Origin of the sequence: Allorhizobium sp. NPDC080224, assembly GCF_050281005.1 — a bacterium.
GTDB lineage: Bacteria > Pseudomonadota > Alphaproteobacteria > Rhizobiales > Rhizobiaceae > Allorhizobium.
In genome coordinates this window covers 133021-154689 of the sequence record NZ_JBNNWJ010000001.1, presented here as the reverse complement: position 1 = coordinate 154689, position 21669 = coordinate 133021, and the positions used below count along the sequence as shown (strand labels likewise).

Sequence of the window (21669 nt, the reverse complement as noted above, 5' to 3'; positions counted from 1 at the left end):
TGCCGGCCTTTTATCGCATCCTTAGCGCTTGGACGAAGGCTTGGCAAACGCCTCAGATCAGCAGTTGCCGCATTTGACTTCGGTGCCAAGGCGCTGACGGAAATAGTATTCCCGCGTGATGGTGAGGCTCTTGGCTTCGGTGCCAGACAGGCCCGGGAGATACATCATCAGTTCGTGGCTGACACTGAGTTCGCTACGGATGAGAAACGTATCGGCGACGAGCATGTCGGCGGGTACAGGAGCATCCGTCCCGACCGCATAGGGCGCCACCCCCGTAGTCGACCAAGACCAGACGACTTTCGCCGCCTTCGAAGAGTCGATCTTGATCGCGCTGACCTTGATCAGCAGATCCTTCGAGGGATAAGGCACGAAGATTGCGCCGGACACATCCGCCATGGCAGCAAGGAAGGTCTTGTCGACCTCTTCCTCCCGCGAGACCAGATCCGCAATCGTGCTGCTCGCCATCGAGGTCTTCTTGGCAACGCTCAAGCCCATGGTGAGCTCGAATGCCATCAGATAAAGCACGATGAGCATCGGCGCGACGATCGCGAACTCGACTCCACCAACGCCCTGTCTGTCGCCAATCAAGCGCTTCCAATTGCAGACAAGGCCGAGATAGCCCTGTCGAAGGCTCGTCACGCTTCGTCTCAGCGCGGATTTATCTCTGCCGCTCACGGTCATGGATATTTCTCGTTCTGGAAGGCGGTGGTGGCCACGATCAGGAAGTCTGACGGCAGGGACCCATCCGAGGGTCTGATGGTCGTGATGTAGGGACGGACGAGATCGGTGATCACCTGCCAGCGATAATAGGCGCGCAGCATGTTGACCGTATTCGGTCCTCCCGGCGTGAATTTGAAGCTCGTCGGATCGATGTCGGCGAAATTGGCCGTCGAGACACGCGGGATGTTTTTCGGGATATCCGAAAACTTAGTGAAGGCTCGGGCGTCGATATAGAGCTTGCTCGGAGTGGCGATTTCCGCCTCCGAGCATTGAATCATGATGTTCACCTCGTCACAGAACGCCTTGCGGAACTTGGTGACATCCATGTCCGTGGCAGGGCGGTTCAGCTGATAGGTGATCTGACCGGTGCGGATCTGTCGGCCCAGCGTGTTGACCGCATTGGTCACCAGCTGCTCGGCAGCGAAAGCCACAAAGGTTTCGATGATCGCGAAGACGATAAGGAAATAGGGTACAGCAAGGATCGCAAACTCGATCGCTGCGGCACCGTCCTTCGATCGCGCGAGCTTGCGCCACAGCCGGAAGCGTGGTCTGCGGCGCTCAATCCGATGATTTCGATCGATATCCTGGCTGGTCATAGCCTTCTTCATCCTCAAAGCTCAGGTGAAGCTACGAGCCAAATATTGATTTTCCGTTTCCCGAATATTTACACTTTGCCACGCCGCTGAAGGCAAAACTCAATAGTATTACGGCGTAGCGCCGGTCTTTGCATGTTCTTCGCAGTTCGGCGTGCAGGAGAGAACGGTGCGCGCGGTGGACTTGAACACCCGCACCGTACTTGCCTCGTCGATGGATACGAGGATGCGTTCGTCGACGATGGCGTTGCCGTCGGCATCGAGCAGGACCAGGTTCGTCGTGCCGTAGGAACGACCCGTCAGAACGATGGTGCGGGCGTCGGCAACGGTCGCATCGGCAACTTCGGCATTGCCGACAATCACCTTACTCACCGGCCGATCCAGCTTAAGTACCCGTGCGCTGTTCATATAGACGCGCAGGATGCCTTCATCTTGCGCATGCACAACGGTTGCTGGCGACACCATGGCCATCATTAGGGTGATGGCGGCTGCAGCAACAATAAGACGGTCGGTCATGAACGTGCCTTTGAGTACGCGCGTGGGGATGTTGCGGGAAGCATGCCGGCTTTTGGTGAATGAAGGGTTAAGTGCATTTCCGCAGCCTAGTCAGAGCACACGTTCGGCTCTGTTATCAAAAATTGCCACAGGCTCGAGCGACCCATTGGCCGAATGTGTGCCATTCAGGCGCAGCCTGACAGACCGATGCGTTAACACTTGCCTGCGACGGGAAAGACCTCGGCGTGCCGCACCCGGCATGGGGATGGAAAAGCTCCCGCTACTGCGCTGTTTTGGCTGAGATCTGGGGCATCTTATCGGTCTAAGCCAGTATTCATTTACCACACCGGAGGCTTGCGCCGTTTCACGATCCGGTAACCGTCTTTCTTAAGCCGATGGCAATAGGGCGCCGCTTAGGTTGGCGACATCCGAGCAACGGCAAACAGTTGCCGGCAGTGCTGATCAACCTCGCGGAGTAGGAGAAATAACATGACCAAGCTTTTCGCACGTTTCGTCAAGGACGAGTCCGGCGCAACCGCAATCGAATACGGCCTCATCGCCGCCCTCATCTCGGTCGCCCTGATCACCGGCGCGACGACCCTCGGCGGCGCTCTGAACGACACGTTCCAGAACATCGGCGAACGTATGGGCGACGCTCAGACAGCTTCTGGAAACGCTGGCAACTAAACGGATTAATGAAGCGCCGCAAAGCGCTAAGCCTGAAGGCCGCCTCGACCAGGCGGCCTTTTTGCATTTGCGGCCTGTCCAGAAGCTAGAACGACGCTTTGTTTTCGGAATCTCAATACATGTCAGGTAGTGAGGCGGACAAGGAGTAACGGCCATGTATTCAGCGATCGTCTTTATCGTGCTTCCAGGCTGTCTGGTTCTGGCAGCGCTCACCGATTTCCTGGAGATGACGATCCCGAACTGGATCTCGCTGCTGCTGATCGGCGCCTTCGTCATCATTGCCCCCTTGAGCGGATTGTCCTTACTCGAGTTCGGCTGGCATCTGGCGGCTGCTCTGCTGGTGTTCTTCGGATGTTTCAGCCTCTTCGCGCTCAATGTCATGGGCGGCGGCGATGCCAAGCTCCTGACGGCTGCCGCACTCTGGTTCGGCTTCAACACGTCGCTTTTTCAGTTCCTCGTCTATACGGGATATCTTGGCGGCCTGCTGACCATCGTGGTCATGCTCCTGCGTGCCAACTGGGACAAGCTCGCGACTGTCGGCGTCCGACTTCCACAAACCCTCATGGTCGCCAAGAAGATCCCTTACGCCATTGCGATCGGCGGAGCAGGTCTGCTGGCCTATCCGAGTTCTCCTCTGGTTGTTGCAGCTATTCAGAAAGCGCTGTGACGAGGACTGAGGAAACCTTCCGTTAACTACGAATGTAAGCCGCTTATTAACCATAAGTACACCAATTCCTGATCAACCTTGGCGCTAGAACCTATTGCGTCGCCCGAGGATCGATCATGAAACCCGCTCGTCTCATCATACTCGCTGTCGCCGTCGTGGCTGCCGGTATGGCCGGTGTCCTTGCCATGCGGCTCAGCGGCAACCAGACCGTGATCGTGCAGGACGCCGTCGTCGAGAAAGAGCCGACCATCGATGTGCTCGTCTCGGCGGCCAATCTCCCGGTTGGCGCGCGCCTTGATGAAAATTCCATGCGCTGGATGGCCTGGCCGGAAGGCAGTGTGGTGGATGGCTTCATCACATCATCGACGCGACCGGATGCCATCGCCGAGCTTTCCGGCGTCGTGGTTCGCCTGCCCGTTTTCGAAGGCGAGCCGCTGCGGCGTGAAAAGATTGCCGATTCTTCTTCCCGTATCCTCTCGTCGCTCCTGCCCTCGGGCAAGCGGGCCGTCTCGACCGAAATCTCGGTGGCGACCGGCGCCGGCGGTTTCATCCTGCCGAACGACCGGGTCGACGTGATCATGGTCCGCAAGGGGGACGAGGACAATTTCCTGACCGAGACTGTTCTCTCCAATGTTCGCGTGCTGGCCATTGACCAGCAGATCGCGGAAGCCCCTGATGGCTCCAAATCCGTCATCGGCACGACGGCAACCCTCGAACTGACGCCGGACCAGACCAAGGTCATCGCAGTGGCACAACAGATGGCAGACCGCCTGTCGCTCGCCCTGCGTTCGGTCGCCGACGCGCAGGAGGAAGACACGTCAGCTGCCGACCATCTGCTCAGTGGCGGAGACGGTCAGCCGATCATCCAGGTCATCAAGTCTGGCGAGGTGGTCAAGTCGACCTCATCGACCGCCAATTCCATGCAATGAGTGGAGACCCATCGTGGCCAGCCTGACACACAAACTCAAGGTATCGCTGACCGCCAGCATCGCCTTTGCCATGGCGATCACCGGCGCTCCGAGCTCCTTTCTTGACCACGGAAGCATCGTGCCTGCAGCCGAGGCAGCGCAGCAGACGGTCTTGCGCATTACCAATTCCGGTCCAGGCGCTCGCCGCGCGGTGAAGCTCGGCCTCAACAAGGCACTCGTCGTCGACCTGCCTGCAGACGCACATGACATTCTGGTCGCAGATCCTGTCATGGCCGATGCCGTGACGCGCTCGTCGCGCCGCATCTATCTGTTCGGCAAGATGGTCGGTCAGACCAACATCTTCATATTCGGCGCCAATGGTGAGGAAATCGTCAGCCTGGACATCCAGATCGAGCGCGACATTACCGGCCTTGAAGCCAATCTGCGCCGCTTCATTCCAGAATCCGACATCAAGGTCGAGATCGTCTCCGACAACATCGTTCTGACCGGCTCTGTACGCACCCCGCAGGACGCCGCGCGGGCCGCTAGCCTTGCAGAAGCCTTCCTCAAGGGCGGTGAAGCGACCACCCGCAACACGACCGCGACCAGCGAGAGCAGCGGCGACGGCGCCGTGGCCATCTATGCGGAGCAGCGGCAAGTTTCGCAGATCGTCAACCTCCTGACGATCGAGGGCGAGGACCAGGTGACGCTGAAGGTTACCGTGGCAGAAGTGAGCCGGCAGGTGCTGAAGCAGCTCGGCTTCTCGGGCAGCATCTCCGACGGATCGACCGGCATCAGTTATGCCAATCCGTCGAACCTCGGCAATGCCATCGATCCGACAGGGACGGCCACGATTTCGGCCGGCATCGGCGGCCTCGGGCTCAATACCTACATCAATGCCATGGAACAGGCCGGCGTCATGCGCACGCTGGCAGAGCCAAGCCTCACCGCAATTTCGGGCGAGCCCGCGAAGTTCTACGTCGGCGGCGAATTCCGGCTTGCGGGACCGCAGGAAGTGTCGAGCGATGAAGAAGGCACTTCCATCCAGCGCACAACGCAGAGCATCGACTATGGCATCGAGCTGAATTTCCGACCGGTCGTTCTGGCACCTGGCCGTATCAGCCTGCAGATCGAGACCAATGTTTCCGAGCCGACCTGGGAGTCCTCGCAGGTCACGGGTAATGTTCTCAATCAGGTCCCGGGCTCGACCTTCCTGTCGATCCGCAAGCGCGAGGCTTCGACCACCGTCGAACTGCCGTCCGGTGGCTCGATCGTGATCGCCGGTCTCGTTCAGGACAATATTCGCCAGGCGATGTCCGGACTGCCTGGGCTCTCCAAGGTGCCGGTTCTCGGCACGCTGTTCCGCAGCAAGGACTTCCAGCGCAACGAGACCGAACTCGTGATCATCGCGACGCCCTATCTCGTGCGGCCCGTTGCACGCGGCGCCCTGTCGCGACCGGATGACAACTTCAACCCCGAAAACGACGGCGCGACCTTCTTCCTGAACAAGGTCAACAAGGTCTATGGCCGCCGCGAGAACAACCAACCGACCGGCCAATATCATGGCGCTGTCGGCTTCATCTACAAGTGAACGGCGTGAGGATCGTGATGAAACATTCGGCGCGTCAAGTCAGGGAAAGTCGGCCAGCCATGGCATCAGTGGGTCATTCATTCCAGCGCATCCTCCTCGCCGGCCTCGTTCTGGGAACAGCGGTCGCGCTTTCCGGTTGCGGCAGCACGAAGGACCGGATGACGACGTCCGCCGTCCCCGACGACTACCGTACGCGACATCCGATCATGCTGAGCGAAGTGGAACACACGCTCGACGTTCCGATCGCCTCGGGCGACCGGTCGCTGACGGTCGGCGTGCAGGATTCGATCGCCGGATTTGCCGCCGACTATCTGTCGGCATCGACGGGCACGATCCAGATCATGGTGCCGCACGGCTCACCGAATTCCGGCGCAGCGTCGACCATGCGCAAGCAGATCCGCCATGTTCTGATCACGCGGGGCGTTGCGGCCAACAGGATCATCGAAACGTCTTACCAGGCAGAAGCCAACAGCAATGCGGCTCCGGTGCGCCTTAGCTATGTGGCGATTACCGCAATGACCAATCCCTGCGGCGAATGGCCGGAAGACCTGCAGAGCAATACCTTCAGCAACAAGAACTATCACAATTTCGGCTGCGCGACGCAGAGCAACCTCGCCGCACAGATCGCCAATCCGATGGATCTCGTCACCCCCCGCGACATGGCTCCGATCGACGCCACCAGGCGCTCGACCGTGATCGGGCTTTATCGCCGGGGCGCCGACACCTCCACGAATTGATGCGACTGCGGTCCAAGAGGACAGGATGAGAGCATGAACGCGATCGACTATGACATCGGCGAATCCAACGAGGGATATCGGAGCGCTTCCGAGAGCGTGATCGCAGGCGACGTCGAAAGCCTGCGCCCGCTGCCGCGCATCTCGATTCATGCCTTCTGCATCAGCGAAGGCGTGCATCGGACGATGGAGCAATGCGCCGGCGACCGACGCATGGCCCGCGTCAGCATGCGCATCACGCATGGCAATATCGCCGCTGCGGCGAACATGTTCTCCTCGACGCCCACGCCGAACCTCATCATTCTGGAAACCGACGCCGGGCCACGCGACCTGATGACGGAGCTTGCACCGCTGGCCGAAGTCTGCGATCCGAGCTCGCGGGTGATCCTCGTCGGCCGGCACAACGATATCGCGCTCTACCGCGAACTGATCCGCAACGGCATTTCCGAGTACATCGTGGCGCCCTTCACCATGGCCGACATGATGAGTTCCATCGCCTCGATCTTCGTCGATCCGGAGGCCGAACCGCTCGGCCGCAGCATCGCCTTTATCGGCGCCAAGGGCGGCGTGGGGTCTTCAACCATCGCGCACAACTGCGCTTTCGGCATTTCCTCGCTGTTTTCGACCGAAACCGTGCTTGCCGACCTCGATCTGCCCTTTGGTACCGCGAATATCGACTTCGACCAGGATCCGGCCCAGGGCATGGCGGAAGCCGTGTTTTCGCCAGAGCGTCTCGACGAAGTCTTTCTCGACCGACTGCTGACCAAATGCGGGCAGAACCTTTCGCTGCTCGCAGCGCCCTCGATGCTCGACCGCGGTTATGACTACGAGCGTGGTGCCTTCCAGCCGATCCTCGACGTTTTGCAGCGGAGCGCTCCCGTGACGGTGCTCGACCTGCCGCATACCTGGGCCGACTGGACCCGTGCTGTGCTTTCCGACGTCGACGAGATCGTCATCACCTGCGCGCCTGATCTCGCCAATCTGCGCAACATGAAGAACATGATCGACGCCTTGAAGAAGCTGAGACCGCAGGACAAGCCGCCGCATCTCATCCTCAACCAGGTGGGCATGCCGAAGCGGCCGGAGATCGCGCCATCCGACTTTTTCGAACCGCTTGAGCTCGATCCGGTCGCAATCATCCCGTTCGACGCCCAGCTTTTCGGCACCGCTGCCAATAGCGGCCGGATGATCAGCGAGATGGATGGGAAGTCGCCGACGGCGGAAACATTCTCACAGCTCGCACATCTCGTGACGGGCCGTGCCACGATCAAGAAACCCAAGAAGGCGGGTCTCGGCTCGTTCATCGAAAAGCTGCGCAAGAAGTAGACCGCTAACAGGAACAGGTAGAGCTCATGTTTGGCAAACGCGGAAACGACGGTTTCGGCAAGGGCGGGGCGGGCGTCGGCACGATCCCGACACAGCCGGCTGCTGCTGCGCCCGCGGCACGCTCCAGCACGCTCATCGAGCCCGGCAGCCCGGAAGTCAGCACGCGTCAGCAGGTGACACCGCCTTCGATGCAGACACCCGGCCGTAAGAAGCCACCGCGGACCGAAGACTATTACGACACCAAGAGCCAGGTGTTCTCCGCGCTCATTGACACGATCGACCTGTCGCAGCTTGCAAAGCTCGACGGCGAAAGCGCGCGCGAAGAAATCCGCGATATCGTCAACGATATCATCACGATCAAGAATTTCGCGATGTCGATCTCCGAGCAGGAAGAGCTGCTCGAGGACATCTGCAACGACGTTCTGGGTTATGGCCCGCTTGAACCGCTGCTCGCCCGAGACGACATCGCCGACATCATGGTCAACGGTGCCGGGCAGACCTTCATCGAAGTCGGCGGCAAGACGATCGAATCGGAAATCCGCTTCCGCGACAATTCGCAGCTTCTCTCGATCTGCCAGCGCATCGTCAGCCAGGTCGGTCGCCGTGTCGACGAATCGAGCCCGATCTGCGACGCGCGTCTGCCCGACGGTTCGCGTGTCAACGTCATCGCACCGCCGCTGGCGATCGACGGTCCGGCGCTCACCATTCGTAAGTTCAAGAAGGACAAGCTCAACCTCGCCCAGCTGGTCAAGTTCGGCGCGATTACGCCCGAAGGCGCGGAAGTCCTGCAGATCATCGGACGCGTTCGCTGCAACGTGGTCATCTCAGGCGGTACCGGCTCGGGTAAGACGACGCTTCTCAACTGCCTCACCGGCTTCATCGACCAGGACGAGCGCATCATCACCTGCGAAGACACGGCCGAACTGCAGCTGCAGCAGCCACATGTGGTACGTCTGGAAACACGCCCGCCGAACATCGAAGGCGAAGGCGAGATCACCATGCGTGACCTCGTCAAGAACTGCCTGCGTATGCGTCCCGAGCGGATCATCGTCGGTGAAGTGCGCGGACCCGAAGTCTTCGACCTCTTGCAGGCGATGAACACGGGTCACGACGGCTCGATGGGCACGATCCACGCCAACACGCCGCGCGAATGCCTGAGCCGTATGGAATCGATGATCGCCATGGGCGGCTTCTCGCTGCCGGCCAAAACCGTGCGTGAAATCATCTCCGGGTCGATCGACGTCATCATCCAGGCGGCGCGCCTGCGCGACGGTTCGCGCCGCATCACCCACATCACCGAAGTGATCGGGATGGAAGGCGATGTGATCATTACCCAGGACCTTATGCGCTACGAAATCGACGGCGAAGACGCCAATGGCAAGATCATCGGTCGGCACATGTCGACGGGTATCGGCAAGCCGCATTTCTGGGATCGCGCCCGCTATTACAACGAAGATCGTCGCCTGGCGGCTGCACTCGACGCCATGGAACAGAAGTCCAAGGGGATCTGATCACCATGTTCGGCATCGATCCCACCATTCTCGCCATCGTCCTCCTCGCTGCCGTCTCGACAGGCGCGATCGCCTATGGCGTACTCTATTCCCGGATCGAAACCGACAAGAAAACCGCGAGCCGCATCAACAGGGTGCGATCGGCGGAGACGGACACGGCGCAGATGAAGGCGGCACGCGATCGCGTGCAGGAGATCTCGAAGCGCCGCAAATCGGTTCAGGATTCGCTGAAAGAACTCGAGAAAAAACAGCAACAGGAAAAGACCAAGAAGGCCAATGCCGCAAGCATCAAGGCCAAACTGGTGCAATCCGGCCTTTCGGTTTCACTCTCCCAATTCTATGTGCTGAGCGGCATTCTGGGCATCGTTGTTCTCGCGATGACTTTTCTCGCGGGGATGCCGACCCTGGTGATCGTCGGCGCCGCCTTCGTTGCCGGTCTCGGTCTGCCGCGCTGGATCGTCGGCTTCCTCGTCAGCCGCCGCCAGAAGAAGTTTCTGGAAGAGTTTCCAAACTCCCTCGACGTCATGGTCCGCTCGATCCGGTCGGGTCTGCCGCTGAACGACGCGATCCGCATGATCGCAGCCGATGGCCAGGAACCGGTCAAGACCGAGTTCCGCCGCATCGTCGAATCGCAGCAACTGGGCTTGAGCGTCGCCGATTCGGTCGCCCGTATGCACCAGACCATGCCTCTCAACGAAGTCAGCTTCTTTGCCATCGTCATCGCGATCCAGGGCCAGGCCGGGGGCAACCTCTCCGAAGCGCTCGCCAATCTCTCGCGCGTGCTGCGCGACCGCAAGAAGATGAAAGCCAAGGTCAACGCGCTTTCGATGGAGGCGAAGGCCTCGGCCGCGATCATCGGCGCCCTGCCCTTCATCGTGGCGTTTCTCGTCTACATCACGTCGCCCGGCTACATCACGATCCTCTTCACCGATTCGCGCGGCCACCTGATCCTCGGGATATCCGCGGTCTGGATGAGCATCGGTCTGCTGGTCATGCGCAACATGATCAACTTCGAGATCTGAGGGGCTGGTAGGATGACCGAAGACTGGGCTGCACAAGTGACCGATCCGGCACTGATCATCGCCGTCCTCGTGGCGCTTGCGGTGTTCGGGACGTTCTACACCATCGCGATGCCTTACATGGAGCGCGGCGATCTCACCAAACGCATGCGCGCCGTGTCGACCGAACGTGACCTCATCCGTGCGCGCGAGCGCGCCAAGCTGAATGCTGACGCCGCCCAGGGACGGGCATCGCTGCGCACGACCAACAACAAGTCAGTCCGCAACATCGTCGAACGCTTCAACCTGCGCAAGGCGCTGGTGGACGACACCACCGTGGACAAACTGAAGGCGGCGGGTCTTCGGTCGCAAAACGCGCTGAACATGTTCCTTCTGGCGCGCTTCCTGTTGCCGTTCGCAACACTGGCCCTCACGGCCTTCTGGATCTTCGTGCTCGGCAATCTCGCCGAAAAGGCACTGCCGATCCGGCTCTTCGTCACTATTCTCGGCGGTTATCTCGGCTTCTACCTGCCGAACATCTATGTGTCGAACCGCATCACGAAACGCCAGAAATCGATCAAGCGCGCCTGGCCGGATGCGCTGGACCTGATGCTGATCTGCGTGGAATCGGGCATCTCGCTGGAAGCGGCAATGCGGCGCGTCTCGGACGAGATCGGCGAGCAGTCACCCGAACTCGCCGAGGAAATGGTGCTGACCACGGCCGAACTTTCATTTCTTCCCGACCGCCGCCAGGCGCTCGAAAATCTCGGCACGCGAACGCAGCTCGACGGCGTCAAGAACGTCGTTCAGGCCCTCATCCAGGCAGACCGATACGGCACGCCCGTCGCGCAAGCTCTGCGCGTGCTTGCACAGGAGGGCCGCGACGAACGCATGAACGAGGCGGAGAAGAAGGCAGCAGCCCTTCCGCCGAAGCTCACCGTTCCAATGATCCTGTTCTTTCTGCCGGTGCTGATCGCCGTCATTCTGGGGCCCGCAGGGATCCAGGTCTCCGACAGGTTCTGACCGACAGGCTGGTCGCAGTCAGTGGACAGTCGCCAGCTCTTCTTCGAGGAGCTTCAGCGCATCCTGCAGCGCTTCAACCAGGATGTCCGTGAGTTCGTCGGATTTGTTCTCGAGAAGCATCAGCTTGATCGCCATGTCCTGCTGCTCGAAATACTGATCAGGTCCTTCGTTCATCATCATGTCCCCTTAAGGCCGAATCATCTCGGCTGGTTCCACGATGCCGCCGCTTCCTTGTGCCGGGCTTTCACCCGATCCTGCGTCATCCGTCAAGCGTCAGTCTCGACCCCACCGGTCACTGCGGCATTGAAGTTCGAGAAGAACTCGCCTGCGAGCTTCTTGGAGGTCGATTCGATCAGCCGGCTGCCAAGCTGGGCGATCTTGCCGCCGACCTCGGCCTTTACCGTGTAGCTGAGCAAGGTCGCTCCGCCCTCTTCCTCGGTCAGGGTCACATCTGCACCACCCTTGGCGAAACCGGCAAGGCCACCCTTGCCTTCGCCTGATATCGTATAGGAATGCGGCGGATTGAGATTGTGCAGTTCGACGGCCCCTTCGAACTTTGCCTTGATCGGCCCGATTTTCAGAACGACCTTGGCGGCCATCTGGCTGTCAGAGATCTTTTCCAGGCTTTCGCACCCTGGAATGGCTTGCTTGAGGATTTCGGGATCATTCAGCGCACGCCAAACGGTTTCCACCGGCGCCTCGATGCGCTCGCTGCCTTGCATGTCCATCCGGTCTTCCTCCCTTGCGGATCGCGGGCTCCCTCCCGCAGTCCCAGACTGCATGGCGAAGGCGGCGGATGCAAGACTGCTGAACCATCAGCGCAACCCACCGTCAGACGAGAACGGCCTGCTCAACGCGGTCCTGCGAGCCGAAGAAGCGGAGGTAACGCTCGACTTCCTCCGGATCCCCGGTCGCCTTGCGCGGGTTGTCGGAAAGCTTGACCGCCGGGCGACCGTTGGCTTCCGAGACCTTGCAAACGATGGAAATTGGCTTCAGGCCAGCGATCTCGACAGGCGCGCAGCCGGCGAAGTCATTGGTGAGATTGGTACCCCAGCCGAAGGACATGCGGACGCGTCCGGCAAAATGGCGGTAGGTGTCGATAATCGCGTCGACATCGAGCCCGTCCGAGAAGATCAAGAGCTTCTTGCGCGGATCGCGGCCCATCTTCTTCCACCATTCAATGATCTTCTCGCCGCCCTCGATTGGCGGTGCGCTATCGGGACGGAAACCGGTCCAGTCAGCGACCCATTCCGGTGCATGCTGGAGAAAGGACGTCGTGCCGTAGGCATCGGGCAAAACAATCAGCAAGTTGCCGCCGTAGAGACGATTCCAGTCTTTCAAAACCTGATAGGGGGCTGCGGCCAGTTGCTCATCGGTCTTAGCCAGTGCCGCAACGACCATCGGCAGCTCATGGGCATTTGTGCCGACGGCTTCGAGGTCGGAATCCATGGCAAGCAGCACATTGCTCGTGCCGGTGAAGGCCGGGCCGATACCTTCCTTCAAGGCTTCGACGCACCAGCGCTGCCATAGGAAGCTGTGACGGCGACGGGTGCCGAAATCGGAAATGCGCAGACCAGGCAATTCGCGGAGGCGCTCAACCTTCGACCACATCTTGGCCTTGGCCCGCGCATAGAGCACGTCAAGTGTGAAATAGCCGAGCGAGCGCATGGCAGCCCGTGAGCGCAGCTCGTTGATGATGGCAAGCGCTGGAATTTCCCAAAGCGTCGTTTCCATCCAGGAGCCGTGGAATGTCAATTCGTATTGACCGTCACGCTTGGAGAGCTCGTACTCGGGGAGCTGGAGATTGCCGAGCCAGGCGAGAAATTCAGGCTCGAAGATCTGGGCGCGACCGTAAAACGTGTTACCGGCCAGCCAGATCATTTCCTTCTTGGTCAACCGCAGCGAGCGAACATGATCGAGCTGATCACGCAGTTCCTGTTCGTCGATCTCGTCGGCAAGCCTGACCGAAGTCGTGCGATTGATGAGCGTGAAGGTGGCGTTCACCTGCGGATAGAGCTTCCAGATCATCTGGAGCATCAGCAGTTTGTAGAAGTCCGTGTCGATCAGGCTGCGGATAATGGGATCGAGCTTCCAGGCATGATTGTAAACCCTGGTCGCAATATCTGTCTTGGTCATGATCGACTGCCTTGCCATCCGCAGCGGGACTGCGGGGGACGGCCGAAACGCTTCGGCCGTTTCCGCTGCAGTTATCGGCAATCACCGGGGGAATGTCCAGAGAGCGCCATTACTGCGCTCTCCGGGAGATGTAACCGCGTTACTGGGTGGGGGTCGGGCTGGAGTCCGGCACGATCTGGCCATTGTTATCGCTCGGCGACGGGGCGGTCTGCTGGACCGGCTGATTGGCCGGTTCGCTTGGTGCAATCGAATTGCCCCACCATTCGGCCGGGATCCAGACAAGCATGGCGAGGATCAAGCCGCCCAGCAGCACAATCAGGACCGGCTTGCCCTTAAAGCCCTGCCGCGCCTCGGTTGGCGTCATCGGTTCCGGCTTAAGGCCGCGCGTGCGACGGTCGGTCGTGTCAGGAAGATCGGTTCGGCTGCTCATGTGGTTGCTCCCTTGTGTCCTGAGGCGCGCAAGGCGCGGATTCTCAGGGGAAACGGGAGCTCAGCCGGGTTTGTTCCCGCAATTCTCGGGCGGCTAATAGCCAGCGGTACGATCGACAACAAATTCGAGGGGCTTTCCAGCCTCGAGCCGAGCAATCTGCACCTCGACGTGACGGAAGAGCGCACGAACATCGGAGGCGGCGGCGGCGTGGGGAGTGACGATCACGTTCGGCATAGACCAGAGGAAACTGTTGCGATCGAGTGGTTCCCTTTCGAAGACATCGACAGAGGCCGCCTTCAGCGTGCCGTCCTTGAGGCATTCGACCAGCTCTGCTTGCTTCTGGCTGCCGCCACGACCGGCATTGAGAAAGATCGGACCGCCCAGGGGGCCTGTGCGGCGGAGCCTGGAAAACAGAGCGCGGTCGTAGATGCCGCGCGTGTCGTCCGTCAGCGGCAGAAGCCCGACCAGGATATCGGTGCGACCGAGGAAGGCGTCGAGCCCGGTTGTATCGAAGGTTTCGACACCGTCGATGGCCTTTGCGCGACGGGACCAGCCTATGACATCGAAGCCCATGACCTTGAGCTTCTGGACGGCGTCTGCGCCCAACACGCCGAGGCCCATGACCCCAACCGTGACCTCCCGGGCCTCCGGCTGATCCGCAATCTCGTGCCAGACGCGAGCCTGCTGCTGGCCAGCATAGGCGATGCCGTGGCGCAGATGGTGAAGGCATTGCCAGACCACCCATTCGCTCATCCGGTCCGTCAGGCTGCGATCGACAAAACGGATGATCGGGAGATCCGGCAGTTCGTATGCCGAGAGGATGTGATCCACGCCAGCGCCGCCGGAGAAGATGGCTTTGAGCCCCGTGGCGCGACGAAAGAGCGCCGGGTCCGGCTTCCAGACCACGGCGAATTCGGCATCCGATAGGTCACGATCTGCATTCGCCGGGTCACCCATGTCGATAACAGGACGATCAGGGAAGGCCGAGCGAAGCGCGTTGACCACGCTTTCGCGCGCAAAGCGGAGATCGACGACGACGGGGCGTTTTTCGGACATTGCAGACTCACGTTATTGGCGGATGCCGCCGGCCTCGACGGCTTCGAGATTGAAGGCGGCGGCCATCAGGGCACGGGTGTAATCGGCCTTGGGCGCAGCGAAGACCTCTGCGGCCGGACCTTTCTCCACCACCTTGCCGCCGCGCATGACGATCAGCTCATTGGCCAGCGCCTTCACGACCTTCAGGTCATGACTGATGAAGAGATAGGCGAGGTCGTGTTTGGCCTGCAGATCGCGTAGGAGATCGACCACTTGCGCTTGTACGGTCATGTCGAGGGCGGAGGTGGGTTCATCGAGCATGACGAAGCGGGGTTTCAGCACCATGGCGCGGGCAATGGCGATGCGCTGCCGCTGGCCGCCGGAGAATTCATGTGGGTAGCGCCAGCGGGTGGCGGGGTCGAGGCCAACTTCCTCCAGCGCCCAGGCGACGCGGCCGTCGCGCTCTTCTGCCGTCAGCTGCTTTTCGTGAACCTTCAGACCTTCCGCGATGATCTCGCCGACGGACATGCGCGGGCTGAGGGAACCGAACGGGTCCTGAAATACGATCTGCAGGCGATCGCGCAGCGGCCGCATCTCGCTATAGGAGAAGGCATCGATGTCCTTGCCGATGAAGCTGATGCGCCCCTTCGAGGAGATGAGGCGCGAAAGGGCAAGACCGAGCGTCGTCTTGCCGGAACCGGATTCGCCGACGACGCCAAGCGTTTGGCCAGCGCGAAGCGTGAGATCCACGCCATCGACGGCCTTCACGTGATCGACAGTGCGGCGCAGGAAGCCGGCCTTGATCGGGAACCACACGCGGATATCTTCGCCCTGCATGACAATTGGCTTTGTCTCGTCCAGCAACGGTGGTTCGCCGCGCGGCTCCGAGGCGAGCAGTTTCTTCGTATAGGCATGCTGGGGTCGCTCGAAGATATCCTCGACGGGACCTGCCTCGACGATCTTGCCCTTGGTCATGACGCAGACGCGATCGGCGAATTTGCGGACGATGCCGAGATCATGGGTAATGAAGAGCATGGACATACCGTGCTCCGACTTGAGGCGCCCCAAGAGTTCGAGGATCTGGGCCTGGACCGTGACGTCGAGGGCTGTGGTCGGCTCATCGGCGATCAAGAGCTTCGGCCTGTTGGCCAGCGCCATCGCAATCATCACACGCTGACGCTGGCCGCCGGAAAGCTCATGGGGGAAGGCAGTCAACCGCTTTTCCGGATCGCGAATGCCGACCTGGTGCAGAAGTTCGAGCACGCGGGCGCGAGCGGGTGCGCCTTGCAATCCCTGGTGAAGTGCGAGGATTTCGCTGATCTGCCGCTCGATCGAGTGAAGCGGATTGAGCGAGGTCATCGGCTCCTGGAAGATCATGGTGATGTCGTTGCCGCGCACGGAACGGAGCTCTGGCTCGCTTGCGGTCATCAGGTCGCGGCCGTCGAAGAGGATCTGGCCGGATGGGTGGCTCGCTGCCGGATAGGGCAGAAGTTTCAGAATGGATGCAGCAGAGACCGATTTGCCGGAGCCAGATTCGCCGACCAAAGCGACGATCTCGCCGCGCTGGATGTCGAACGAGACATGGTCGACCGCCAAGCTTTCGCGGCCACCCTGGTGGAAAGCGACGGACAGATCGCGCACGGAGAGCAGGGGTTCGGTCATGCGGTAAGGCTTTCGATCAGGGAGGTGAGAGAGGACGCGTCCAACCGGCAAACTTCAAACAAGTCAGGCTCTTTCGAGGACGAATTTGTCACAGAGTTGGAAATGCCTTGGTCATCTGACAAGAAATGCGTGGTGGCGACAGCGAGAGCTGATGCGACATGGATGGCATCTGGCAGTTTCAGGCTGTTCCGGCGGGCCCGCAATTGTGTGGCGGTATCCAGGATGTTGCTCGCTACGGGAACGATCTGTAGCCACGGCAGACCCGAGCCCCAAGCCCTGTAGACTTCAACGAGTCTCATATCGCCATCGCGTAATGGCTTCACCAGCAGTTCCGAAATGGTCAACGCGCTCGTAGACAAGATCGCGCTCGGTCGAGATGATGCCTTGCTGGTCAAGTTTCGCATCAAGTCACGGAGAGGGCCATCACCCTCAACGAGCAAGATCGCAGCATTCGTGTCGAGGTAGATTTGGTGCCGTTGCGGCATCAGTCGTCCCATTCGTCACGAAGTTCCCGAATACGCGCCACGGCTTCAGCGGTCGTAACGCGGCGGTCGTCCTGGCTGCGATAGGCCTCTACCTTTTTCATGAACTCTTCATAGCTCGTTTTGGCCGGGCTCGGGGCGTCGCCTTCCATCTCCAGCACGACGCGCACAGTGCTACCCTCGGTCAGTCCCTCACGCAGATCCGCCGGCAAATTCTCAACCGGATAATGCTCCCTGACGATCTTGTTCATCGCATCACACTCCTGATCAGGCCTGCGCTCATCATGCCACAGATGCTGTCTTTTGACGAACCCAGCATCACCGGAAGGTCTTTCTCGGGTCAAAGGCGTCGCGGACGGCTTCGCCAACGAAGATCAGGAGCGAGAGCATGATCGACATGGTGAAGAAGGCGGTGAGGCCGAGCCAGGGGGCCTGGAGGTTGCGTTTGCCCTGGGCGATCAGTTCGCCGAGTGAAGGCGAGCCGGGCGGCATGCCGAAGCCGAGGAAGTCGAGCGAGGTGAGCGTCGTGATCGAGCCTGAGAGGATGAAAGGCAGGAAGGTCAGGGTCGCGACCATGGCGTTCGGCAGGAGATGGCGGAACATGACCGTGCCGTTGCCAACGCCGAGCGCCCGGGCTGCATTCACATATTCGAAGTTTCGTGCACGCAGGAACTCGGCGCGCACGATGCCGACGAAGCCGACCCAGGAGAAAAGCAGCATGATGCCGAGCAGGACGAAGAAGCCGGGCGGCAGGATGGCCGCGATGATCAGCAGGATGTAGAGAACCGGCATGGACGACCAGATCTCGATGAAACGCTGCATCAGAAGATCGGTCCAACCGCCAAAGTAGCCCTGCACGGCACCAGCCGTCACCCCGATCGCGGCGGAGGCGAGCGTGAGTGCCAGGCCGAAGAGGATCGAGATGCGGAAGCCGTAGATCATGCGCGCCATGACGTCGCGGGCCTGATCATCCGTGCCGAGCCAGTTCATGTTGCCGAGCACGCAGTTCGGATCCTCGGCGCCGAGCGGATAGGCGGCGCAACGGGTCTCCTTGTCCATCAGCCAGAAGGGTGCGGTCGGCGCCGAATGCGGGACCTCGGAGTTGACCGTTCGGTAGGAATAGCGGATCGGCGGCCAGACCATCCAGCCATTGGCATTGATCTCATCGGATATGAAGGGCGAGCGATAGTCGGTGACGGCGAGGAAGCCGCCGAACTTCTCTTCCGGGTAATCGACGACCACAGGGAATAGGATTTCGCCCTTGTAGGAGGCGATAACGGGCTTGTCGTTGGCGATGAACTCGGCAAACAGGCTGAGTACGAAAAGCACCATGAAGATCCAGAAGGACCAGAAGCCGCGCCTGTTCGCCTTGAAGTTCTCAAGCCTCCGACGGTTCGTCGGGTTCAACCAACCCTTCTTCGGCGGAGCAACGGTCGTGGTTTCGACGGCGGACATCAGACATCCCTCCGGTCGAAATCGATGCGCGGATCGATCCAGGTGTAGATCAGGTCGGAGATCAGGCCGATCACAAGACCCATCAGCGAGAAGATATAGAGCGTCGCAAAGACGATCGGATAGTCGCGGTTGACGATTGCGAGGTAGCCGAGGCGGCCGAGGCCATCAAGCGAGAAGATGTTCTCGATCAAAAGCGAGCCGGTGAAGAAGGCGGAGATGAAGGCGCCCGGCAGGCCGGCGATGACGATCAGCATGGCGTTGCGGAAGACGTGACCGTAGAGCACCTGGCGCTCGCCGAGACCCTTGGCGCGGGCGGTGACGACATATTGCTTCTTGATCTCGTCGATGAAGGAATTCTTCGTCAGCAGCGTGGTCGTGGCGAAGGCCGAAAGCAGGAGGGCGGTCAGCGGCAATGCAAGATGCCAGAAGTAGTCGAGGATCTTCTGCCACCAGGAGAGTTGGTCGAAATTGTCGGAGGTCAGGCCGCGAAGCGGGAACCAGTCGAAGAAGGATCCGCCGGCGAAAAGCACGATCAGCAGGATACCGAACAGGAAGCCGGGAACGGCGTAGCCTACGACGATGATGCCTGACGTCCAGACATCGAAACGGGAGCCGTCGGAGACCGCTTTCCTGATGCCGAGCGGGATCGAAATGGCGTAGGAAATCAAGAGCACCCAGAGGCCGAGCGATATGGACACCGGCAGCTTCTCTATGATCAGGTCGATGACGGAGGTGTTGCGGAAGAAGCTCTCGCCGAAATCGAAGCGAATGTAATTCCACATCATTTCGAGGAAGCGCTCGAGCGGCGGTTTGTCGAAGCCGAACTGTTTTTCGAGCTTGGCGATCAGCTCCGGATCGAGACCCTGGGCGCCGCGATAGCGGGAGCCCCCCTCATCTGCGCCGGCGGACTGGCCCAGCATGTCCCCGCCGCCCGAAAGGCGCGCATCTGCGCTGTCACCCTGGCCACTGAGCTGCGCGATGACCTGCTCGACGGGGCCGCCGGGGGCGAACTGGATGACGATGAAGGAGATCCCCATGATGCCGATCATTGTGGGTATCATGAGCAGCAGACGCCGGAGAATATAGGCGGTCATGCGGGGCGCCCCCACTCACAATCAGATCTGCCCACGATGTCCAAGCTCGTATGGTCCGCCAATATCAGCTGCTCCGTTATCCAGCGATTCGCCCGCTACATTCCTAGAGTCTCACACAGGGGGCGCAAGCCCCGAGCGGAGATCATGGGCTTTTCGCCCACCAGATCGACGGGAAGCCGGTGCTGTAGGTCGGCAGTTCGGCGGGGTGCTCGAACTTGTCCCAGAAGGCATAGCGAGACGTGCCGCCATAATAGAGCGGAATGACATAGTCATGGGCAAGGAGCACTCGGTCCATGGCCTTGGTGGCGGCGACTTGCTCTTCTCGGTCGGCCGGGAAGATGATCTTTTCGATCAGGGCGTCGACGGCCGGATCGGCAATACCGGCATAGTTCCGGGATCCCTCGCGGTTGACCGATGTCGAGCCCCAATAATCACGCTGTTCATTGCCCGGGTTCAGCGTCTGAGCCCAGACGGTCCAGGTCATGTCGTAGTCAAAGGTTCGGGTCCGATTGGTGTATTGCGAAGGATCGACCGTGCGGACGGACATTTCGATGCCGATCTTGCGCAGTTGCTGTTGGTAAGGGACCGCGACCACCTCAAGCTGGGGGTTGGACAGTAGGAGCTCGAAGCGGAAGGGCTGGCCTGTTTGCGCATTGACCATAGCATTGCCGCGAAGCTCGTAGCCCGCCTGCTTGAAGAGCTCGACGGCCTTGCGCAGATTGTCTCGCGATGCCTGCGGAGACCCGCCGACGGGGTTCGTGTAAGGCGTGTCGAAGACCGAAGCGGGAACCTTGTCCTTCAGAGCAGTCAGGAGCTCCAGTTCCTGGCCTTGCGGCAGCCCGCTGGAGGCAAGTTCGGTTCCACTGAAGAAACTGCTGACGCGGAAATAGGCGTTGTAGAAGACGGTGCGGTTCAGCTCCTCGAAGTCGAGGGCGTAGTTGAGCGCCTTGCGAACCCGCTGATCCTTGAACATCTCGCGCCGCATGTTGGGCACCAGCGCCTGCATCACACCGGTGGCGCGGAACGTGTTTTCGTACTCTTCCTTCTTGACGCGGCCATCCTTTGCCGCGGGGAAATCGAAGCCGGTCGCCCAGCGCGCCGCTCGGGTTTCCACCCAGAAATCGGTATTGCCGGAGCGGAAGGCTTCGAACTCGACGTCGCGGTCACCGAACATGGTGTAGGTGATGTTCTTGAAGTTGTTGTAGCCTAAGTTGACGTTGAGATCCTTGCCCCAATAGTCGTCACGCAGTTCGTAGCGGATGGTGGAGCCTGCCTTGAACTCGGCGATCTTGTACGGCCCCGACCCGATGACCGGCTCCAAGGTCGTGCGTGCGATGTCGCGAGGCTGGCCACCAGACCCGTTCGCCTCCCACCAATGCTTCGGGACAACCGGAAACTGGCCAAGGATCATCGGAAGTTCGCGGTTGTTCTTCTGATCGAAGCGGAAGGTGACGTCGCGGTCGCCGGTCTTCTCGGCCGCGACCACATGGCTGTAATAGCTCATGTAGAGTGGGTTCAGTTCCTTCAGCTTCTCGAAGCTGAAGATGACGTCTTCCGGCTTGACGGGTTCACCGTCGGCAAAGCGAGCCTCGGCACGAAGACGGAAGGTGGCGCTCGAGATGTCCTCGGGAAATGAGACGCCTTCCGCGAGCAGACCATAGCCGGTGGAAATCTCGTCACTCGTGTCTTTCAGAAGCGTGTCGAAGACGTTGATCAAGCCGGGCGCCGCTTCGCCCCTGTCGAGTACCGGGTTGAAGCTGTCGAAGGTTCCGGTCGCCGACATACGCAGGGTCCCACCCTTCGGCGCTTGCGGATTGACGTAATCGAAATGAGCAAAGCCGGGCGGATATTTGAGGTCGCCCAAAATCGAGACACCGTGGCGGAACGGCTCTGCCGTTTCTTCCGCCGCCCCATGAGATGGCGTGAATGCCAACACCGCCATCAGGCCCCAGATTGCAAAGCTCGACTTGTTGCGATCCATCCGCCGACTTCCCCTTATCTGCTCTTGTTGCGAAGCAGGATAGGGCAAAACCAGGCAAAAAACAGGGGACTGACAGAGATGTGAGCGTCGTGGCTTCCGCAGATTCACCCCAATTCCGTTTCAGGCTAGACTCACAGGTGA

23 protein-coding genes are annotated in these 21669 nt (G+C 60.3%); 9 read left to right on the top strand and 14 right to left on the bottom strand.

The window, feature by feature from the left end; translation table 11 throughout:
* Positions 1-57 precede the first annotated feature (57 nt).
* The 3 genes from ACQKP1_RS00735 to ACQKP1_RS00725 all read right to left on the bottom strand — a co-directional run bounded on the left by ACQKP1_RS00735 (position 58) and on the right by ACQKP1_RS00725 (position 1787).
* Positions 58-639: a TadE/TadG family type IV pilus assembly protein gene (locus ACQKP1_RS00735; RefSeq protein WP_427273821.1), complete on the bottom strand. Its 582-nt coding sequence runs from the start codon at positions 637-639 to the stop codon at positions 58-60.
* A gap of 38 nt (positions 640-677) precedes the next feature.
* Complete coding sequence (locus ACQKP1_RS00730; RefSeq protein ID WP_427273820.1) at positions 678-1316, bottom strand: TadE/TadG family type IV pilus assembly protein; 639 nt, start codon at positions 1314-1316, stop codon at positions 678-680.
* 108 nt (positions 1317-1424) lie between these two features.
* The gene (locus tag ACQKP1_RS00725) at positions 1425-1787 is read right to left on the bottom strand and encodes a pilus assembly protein N-terminal domain-containing protein (RefSeq protein ID WP_427276371.1); all 363 of its coding nucleotides are present in this window, start codon (positions 1785-1787) and stop codon (positions 1425-1427) included.
* A 510-nt stretch (positions 1788-2297) separates the two neighbouring features.
* On the opposite strand from ACQKP1_RS00725, the gene ACQKP1_RS00720 reads away from it, so the two are divergent.
* The 9 genes from ACQKP1_RS00720 (at position 2298) to ACQKP1_RS00680 (ending at position 11253) form a co-directional block, all read left to right on the top strand.
* Positions 2298-2495: a Flp family type IVb pilin gene (locus tag ACQKP1_RS00720; RefSeq protein ID WP_427273819.1), complete on the top strand. Its 198-nt coding sequence runs from the start codon at positions 2298-2300 to the stop codon at positions 2493-2495.
* A 154-nt stretch (positions 2496-2649) separates the two neighbouring features.
* Positions 2650-3162, top strand: coding sequence for an A24 family peptidase (locus tag ACQKP1_RS00715; protein ID WP_427273818.1), 513 nt, complete (start codon positions 2650-2652; stop codon positions 3160-3162).
* A gap of 116 nt (positions 3163-3278) precedes the next feature.
* Positions 3279-4091: a Flp pilus assembly protein CpaB gene (cpaB, locus tag ACQKP1_RS00710; RefSeq protein ID WP_427273817.1), complete on the top strand. Its 813-nt coding sequence runs from the start codon at positions 3279-3281 to the stop codon at positions 4089-4091.
* 13 nt (positions 4092-4104) lie between these two features.
* Entirely contained in the window at positions 4105-5661 is a 1557-nt protein-coding gene (locus ACQKP1_RS00705; RefSeq protein WP_427273816.1) for a type II and III secretion system protein family protein, read from the top strand.
* Positions 5662-5720: 59 nt separating this feature from the next.
* Positions 5721-6398 carry a CpaD family pilus assembly protein gene (locus tag ACQKP1_RS00700; RefSeq protein WP_427273815.1) on the top strand — a complete coding sequence of 226 codons (678 nt, stop codon included), beginning with the start codon at positions 5721-5723 and terminating at the stop codon, positions 6396-6398.
* A 33-nt stretch (positions 6399-6431) separates the two neighbouring features.
* Positions 6432-7721 (top strand): AAA family ATPase, encoded by a 1290-nt coding sequence (locus ACQKP1_RS00695; RefSeq protein ID WP_203019050.1) that lies wholly within the window; start codon positions 6432-6434, stop codon positions 7719-7721.
* Between the two features lie 26 nt (positions 7722-7747).
* Positions 7748-9232 carry a CpaF family protein gene (locus tag ACQKP1_RS00690; RefSeq protein WP_006725201.1) on the top strand — a complete coding sequence of 495 codons (1485 nt, stop codon included), beginning with the start codon at positions 7748-7750 and terminating at the stop codon, positions 9230-9232.
* 5 nt (positions 9233-9237) lie between these two features.
* Positions 9238-10254, top strand: coding sequence for a type II secretion system F family protein (locus tag ACQKP1_RS00685; RefSeq protein WP_427273814.1), 1017 nt, complete (start codon positions 9238-9240; stop codon positions 10252-10254).
* 12 nt (positions 10255-10266) lie between these two features.
* Entirely contained in the window at positions 10267-11253 is a 987-nt protein-coding gene (locus ACQKP1_RS00680; RefSeq protein WP_427273813.1) for a type II secretion system F family protein, read from the top strand.
* Between the two features lie 18 nt (positions 11254-11271).
* Here the strand turns inward: ACQKP1_RS00680 and ACQKP1_RS00675 are convergent, their stop codons facing one another.
* The 11 genes from ACQKP1_RS00675 to ACQKP1_RS00625 form a co-directional block, all read right to left on the bottom strand.
* The gene (locus tag ACQKP1_RS00675) at positions 11272-11427 is read right to left on the bottom strand and encodes a hypothetical protein (RefSeq protein WP_167539685.1); all 156 of its coding nucleotides are present in this window, start codon (positions 11425-11427) and stop codon (positions 11272-11274) included.
* Between the two features lie 92 nt (positions 11428-11519).
* Positions 11520-11981, bottom strand: coding sequence for a CoxG family protein (locus tag ACQKP1_RS00670; protein WP_427273812.1), 462 nt, complete (start codon positions 11979-11981; stop codon positions 11520-11522).
* Positions 11982-12084: 103 nt separating this feature from the next.
* Entirely contained in the window at positions 12085-13389 is a 1305-nt protein-coding gene (gene pncB, locus ACQKP1_RS00665; RefSeq protein ID WP_203019046.1) for a nicotinate phosphoribosyltransferase, read from the bottom strand.
* A 139-nt stretch (positions 13390-13528) separates the two neighbouring features.
* The gene (locus tag ACQKP1_RS00660; RefSeq protein WP_427273811.1) at positions 13529-13819 is read right to left on the bottom strand and encodes a hypothetical protein; all 291 of its coding nucleotides are present in this window, start codon (positions 13817-13819) and stop codon (positions 13529-13531) included.
* A gap of 93 nt (positions 13820-13912) precedes the next feature.
* Positions 13913-14875, bottom strand: a complete 963-nt coding sequence (locus tag ACQKP1_RS00655; protein ID WP_427273810.1) for a 2-hydroxyacid dehydrogenase — start codon at positions 14873-14875, stop codon at positions 13913-13915.
* Positions 14876-14887: 12 nt separating this feature from the next.
* Positions 14888-16516: an ABC transporter ATP-binding protein gene (locus tag ACQKP1_RS00650; RefSeq protein WP_427273809.1), complete on the bottom strand. Its 1629-nt coding sequence runs from the start codon at positions 16514-16516 to the stop codon at positions 14888-14890.
* Positions 16513-17013: a type II toxin-antitoxin system VapC family toxin gene (locus ACQKP1_RS00645; protein WP_427273808.1), complete on the bottom strand. Its 501-nt coding sequence runs from the start codon at positions 17011-17013 to the stop codon at positions 16513-16515. The genes ACQKP1_RS00650 and ACQKP1_RS00645 overlap by 4 nt, the downstream gene beginning before the upstream one ends.
* Positions 17001-17249, bottom strand: coding sequence for a hypothetical protein (locus ACQKP1_RS00640; RefSeq protein ID WP_203019038.1), 249 nt, complete (start codon positions 17247-17249; stop codon positions 17001-17003). The genes ACQKP1_RS00645 and ACQKP1_RS00640 overlap by 13 nt, the downstream gene beginning before the upstream one ends.
* Before the next feature lie 67 nt (positions 17250-17316).
* Entirely contained in the window at positions 17317-18453 is a 1137-nt protein-coding gene (locus ACQKP1_RS00635; protein ID WP_427273807.1) for an ABC transporter permease, read from the bottom strand.
* Complete coding sequence (locus ACQKP1_RS00630) at positions 18453-19547, bottom strand: microcin C ABC transporter permease YejB (RefSeq protein WP_427273806.1); 1095 nt, start codon at positions 19545-19547, stop codon at positions 18453-18455. Before ACQKP1_RS00630 ends, ACQKP1_RS00635 begins: the two co-directional genes overlap by 1 nt.
* 142 nt (positions 19548-19689) lie before the next feature.
* Positions 19690-21528 carry an extracellular solute-binding protein gene (locus tag ACQKP1_RS00625; RefSeq protein WP_425959219.1) on the bottom strand — a complete coding sequence of 613 codons (1839 nt, stop codon included), beginning with the start codon at positions 21526-21528 and terminating at the stop codon, positions 19690-19692.
* Positions 21529-21669 lie beyond the last annotated feature (141 nt).

Excerpts from the sequence above, each read along its gene's own strand:
- ACQKP1_RS00630 (WP_427273806.1), bottom strand. The coding sequence starts at position 19,547 with ATGACCGCCTATATTCTCCGGCGTCTGCTGCTCATGATACCCACAATG.
- ACQKP1_RS00650 (WP_427273809.1), bottom strand. The coding sequence starts at position 16,516 with ATGACCGAACCCCTGCTCTCCGTGCGCGATCTGTCCGTCGCTTTCCAC.
- ACQKP1_RS00715 (WP_427273818.1), top strand. The coding sequence starts at position 2,650 with ATGTATTCAGCGATCGTCTTTATCGTGCTTCCAGGCTGTCTGGTTCTG.
- ACQKP1_RS00645 (WP_427273808.1), bottom strand. The coding sequence starts at position 17,013 with ATGGGACGACTGATGCCGCAACGGCACCAAATCTACCTCGACACGAAT.
- ACQKP1_RS00685 (WP_427273814.1), top strand. The coding sequence starts at position 9,238 with ATGTTCGGCATCGATCCCACCATTCTCGCCATCGTCCTCCTCGCTGCC.
- ACQKP1_RS00675 (WP_167539685.1), bottom strand. The coding sequence starts at position 11,427 with ATGAACGAAGGACCTGATCAGTATTTCGAGCAGCAGGACATGGCGATC.
- ACQKP1_RS00670 (WP_427273812.1), bottom strand. The coding sequence starts at position 11,981 with ATGGACATGCAAGGCAGCGAGCGCATCGAGGCGCCGGTGGAAACCGTT.
- ACQKP1_RS00640 (WP_203019038.1), bottom strand. The coding sequence starts at position 17,249 with ATGAACAAGATCGTCAGGGAGCATTATCCGGTTGAGAATTTGCCGGCG.
- ACQKP1_RS00700 (WP_427273815.1), top strand. The coding sequence starts at position 5,721 with ATGGCATCAGTGGGTCATTCATTCCAGCGCATCCTCCTCGCCGGCCTC.
- ACQKP1_RS00625 (WP_425959219.1), bottom strand. The coding sequence starts at position 21,528 with ATGGATCGCAACAAGTCGAGCTTTGCAATCTGGGGCCTGATGGCGGTG.
- ACQKP1_RS00655 (WP_427273810.1), bottom strand. The coding sequence starts at position 14,875 with ATGTCCGAAAAACGCCCCGTCGTCGTCGATCTCCGCTTTGCGCGCGAA.
- ACQKP1_RS00660 (WP_427273811.1), bottom strand. The coding sequence starts at position 13,819 with ATGAGCAGCCGAACCGATCTTCCTGACACGACCGACCGTCGCACGCGC.
- ACQKP1_RS00730 (WP_427273820.1), bottom strand. The coding sequence starts at position 1,316 with ATGACCAGCCAGGATATCGATCGAAATCATCGGATTGAGCGCCGCAGA.
- ACQKP1_RS00635 (WP_427273807.1), bottom strand. The coding sequence starts at position 18,453 with ATGTCCGCCGTCGAAACCACGACCGTTGCTCCGCCGAAGAAGGGTTGG.
- ACQKP1_RS00720 (WP_427273819.1), top strand. The coding sequence starts at position 2,298 with ATGACCAAGCTTTTCGCACGTTTCGTCAAGGACGAGTCCGGCGCAACC.
- ACQKP1_RS00680 (WP_427273813.1), top strand. The coding sequence starts at position 10,267 with ATGACCGAAGACTGGGCTGCACAAGTGACCGATCCGGCACTGATCATC.
- ACQKP1_RS00695 (WP_203019050.1), top strand. The coding sequence starts at position 6,432 with ATGAACGCGATCGACTATGACATCGGCGAATCCAACGAGGGATATCGG.
- ACQKP1_RS00725 (WP_427276371.1), bottom strand. The coding sequence starts at position 1,787 with ATGATGGCCATGGTGTCGCCAGCAACCGTTGTGCATGCGCAAGATGAA.
- pncB (WP_203019046.1), bottom strand. The coding sequence starts at position 13,389 with ATGACCAAGACAGATATTGCGACCAGGGTTTACAATCATGCCTGGAAG.
- ACQKP1_RS00690 (WP_006725201.1), top strand. The coding sequence starts at position 7,748 with ATGTTTGGCAAACGCGGAAACGACGGTTTCGGCAAGGGCGGGGCGGGC.
- cpaB (WP_427273817.1), top strand. The coding sequence starts at position 3,279 with ATGAAACCCGCTCGTCTCATCATACTCGCTGTCGCCGTCGTGGCTGCC.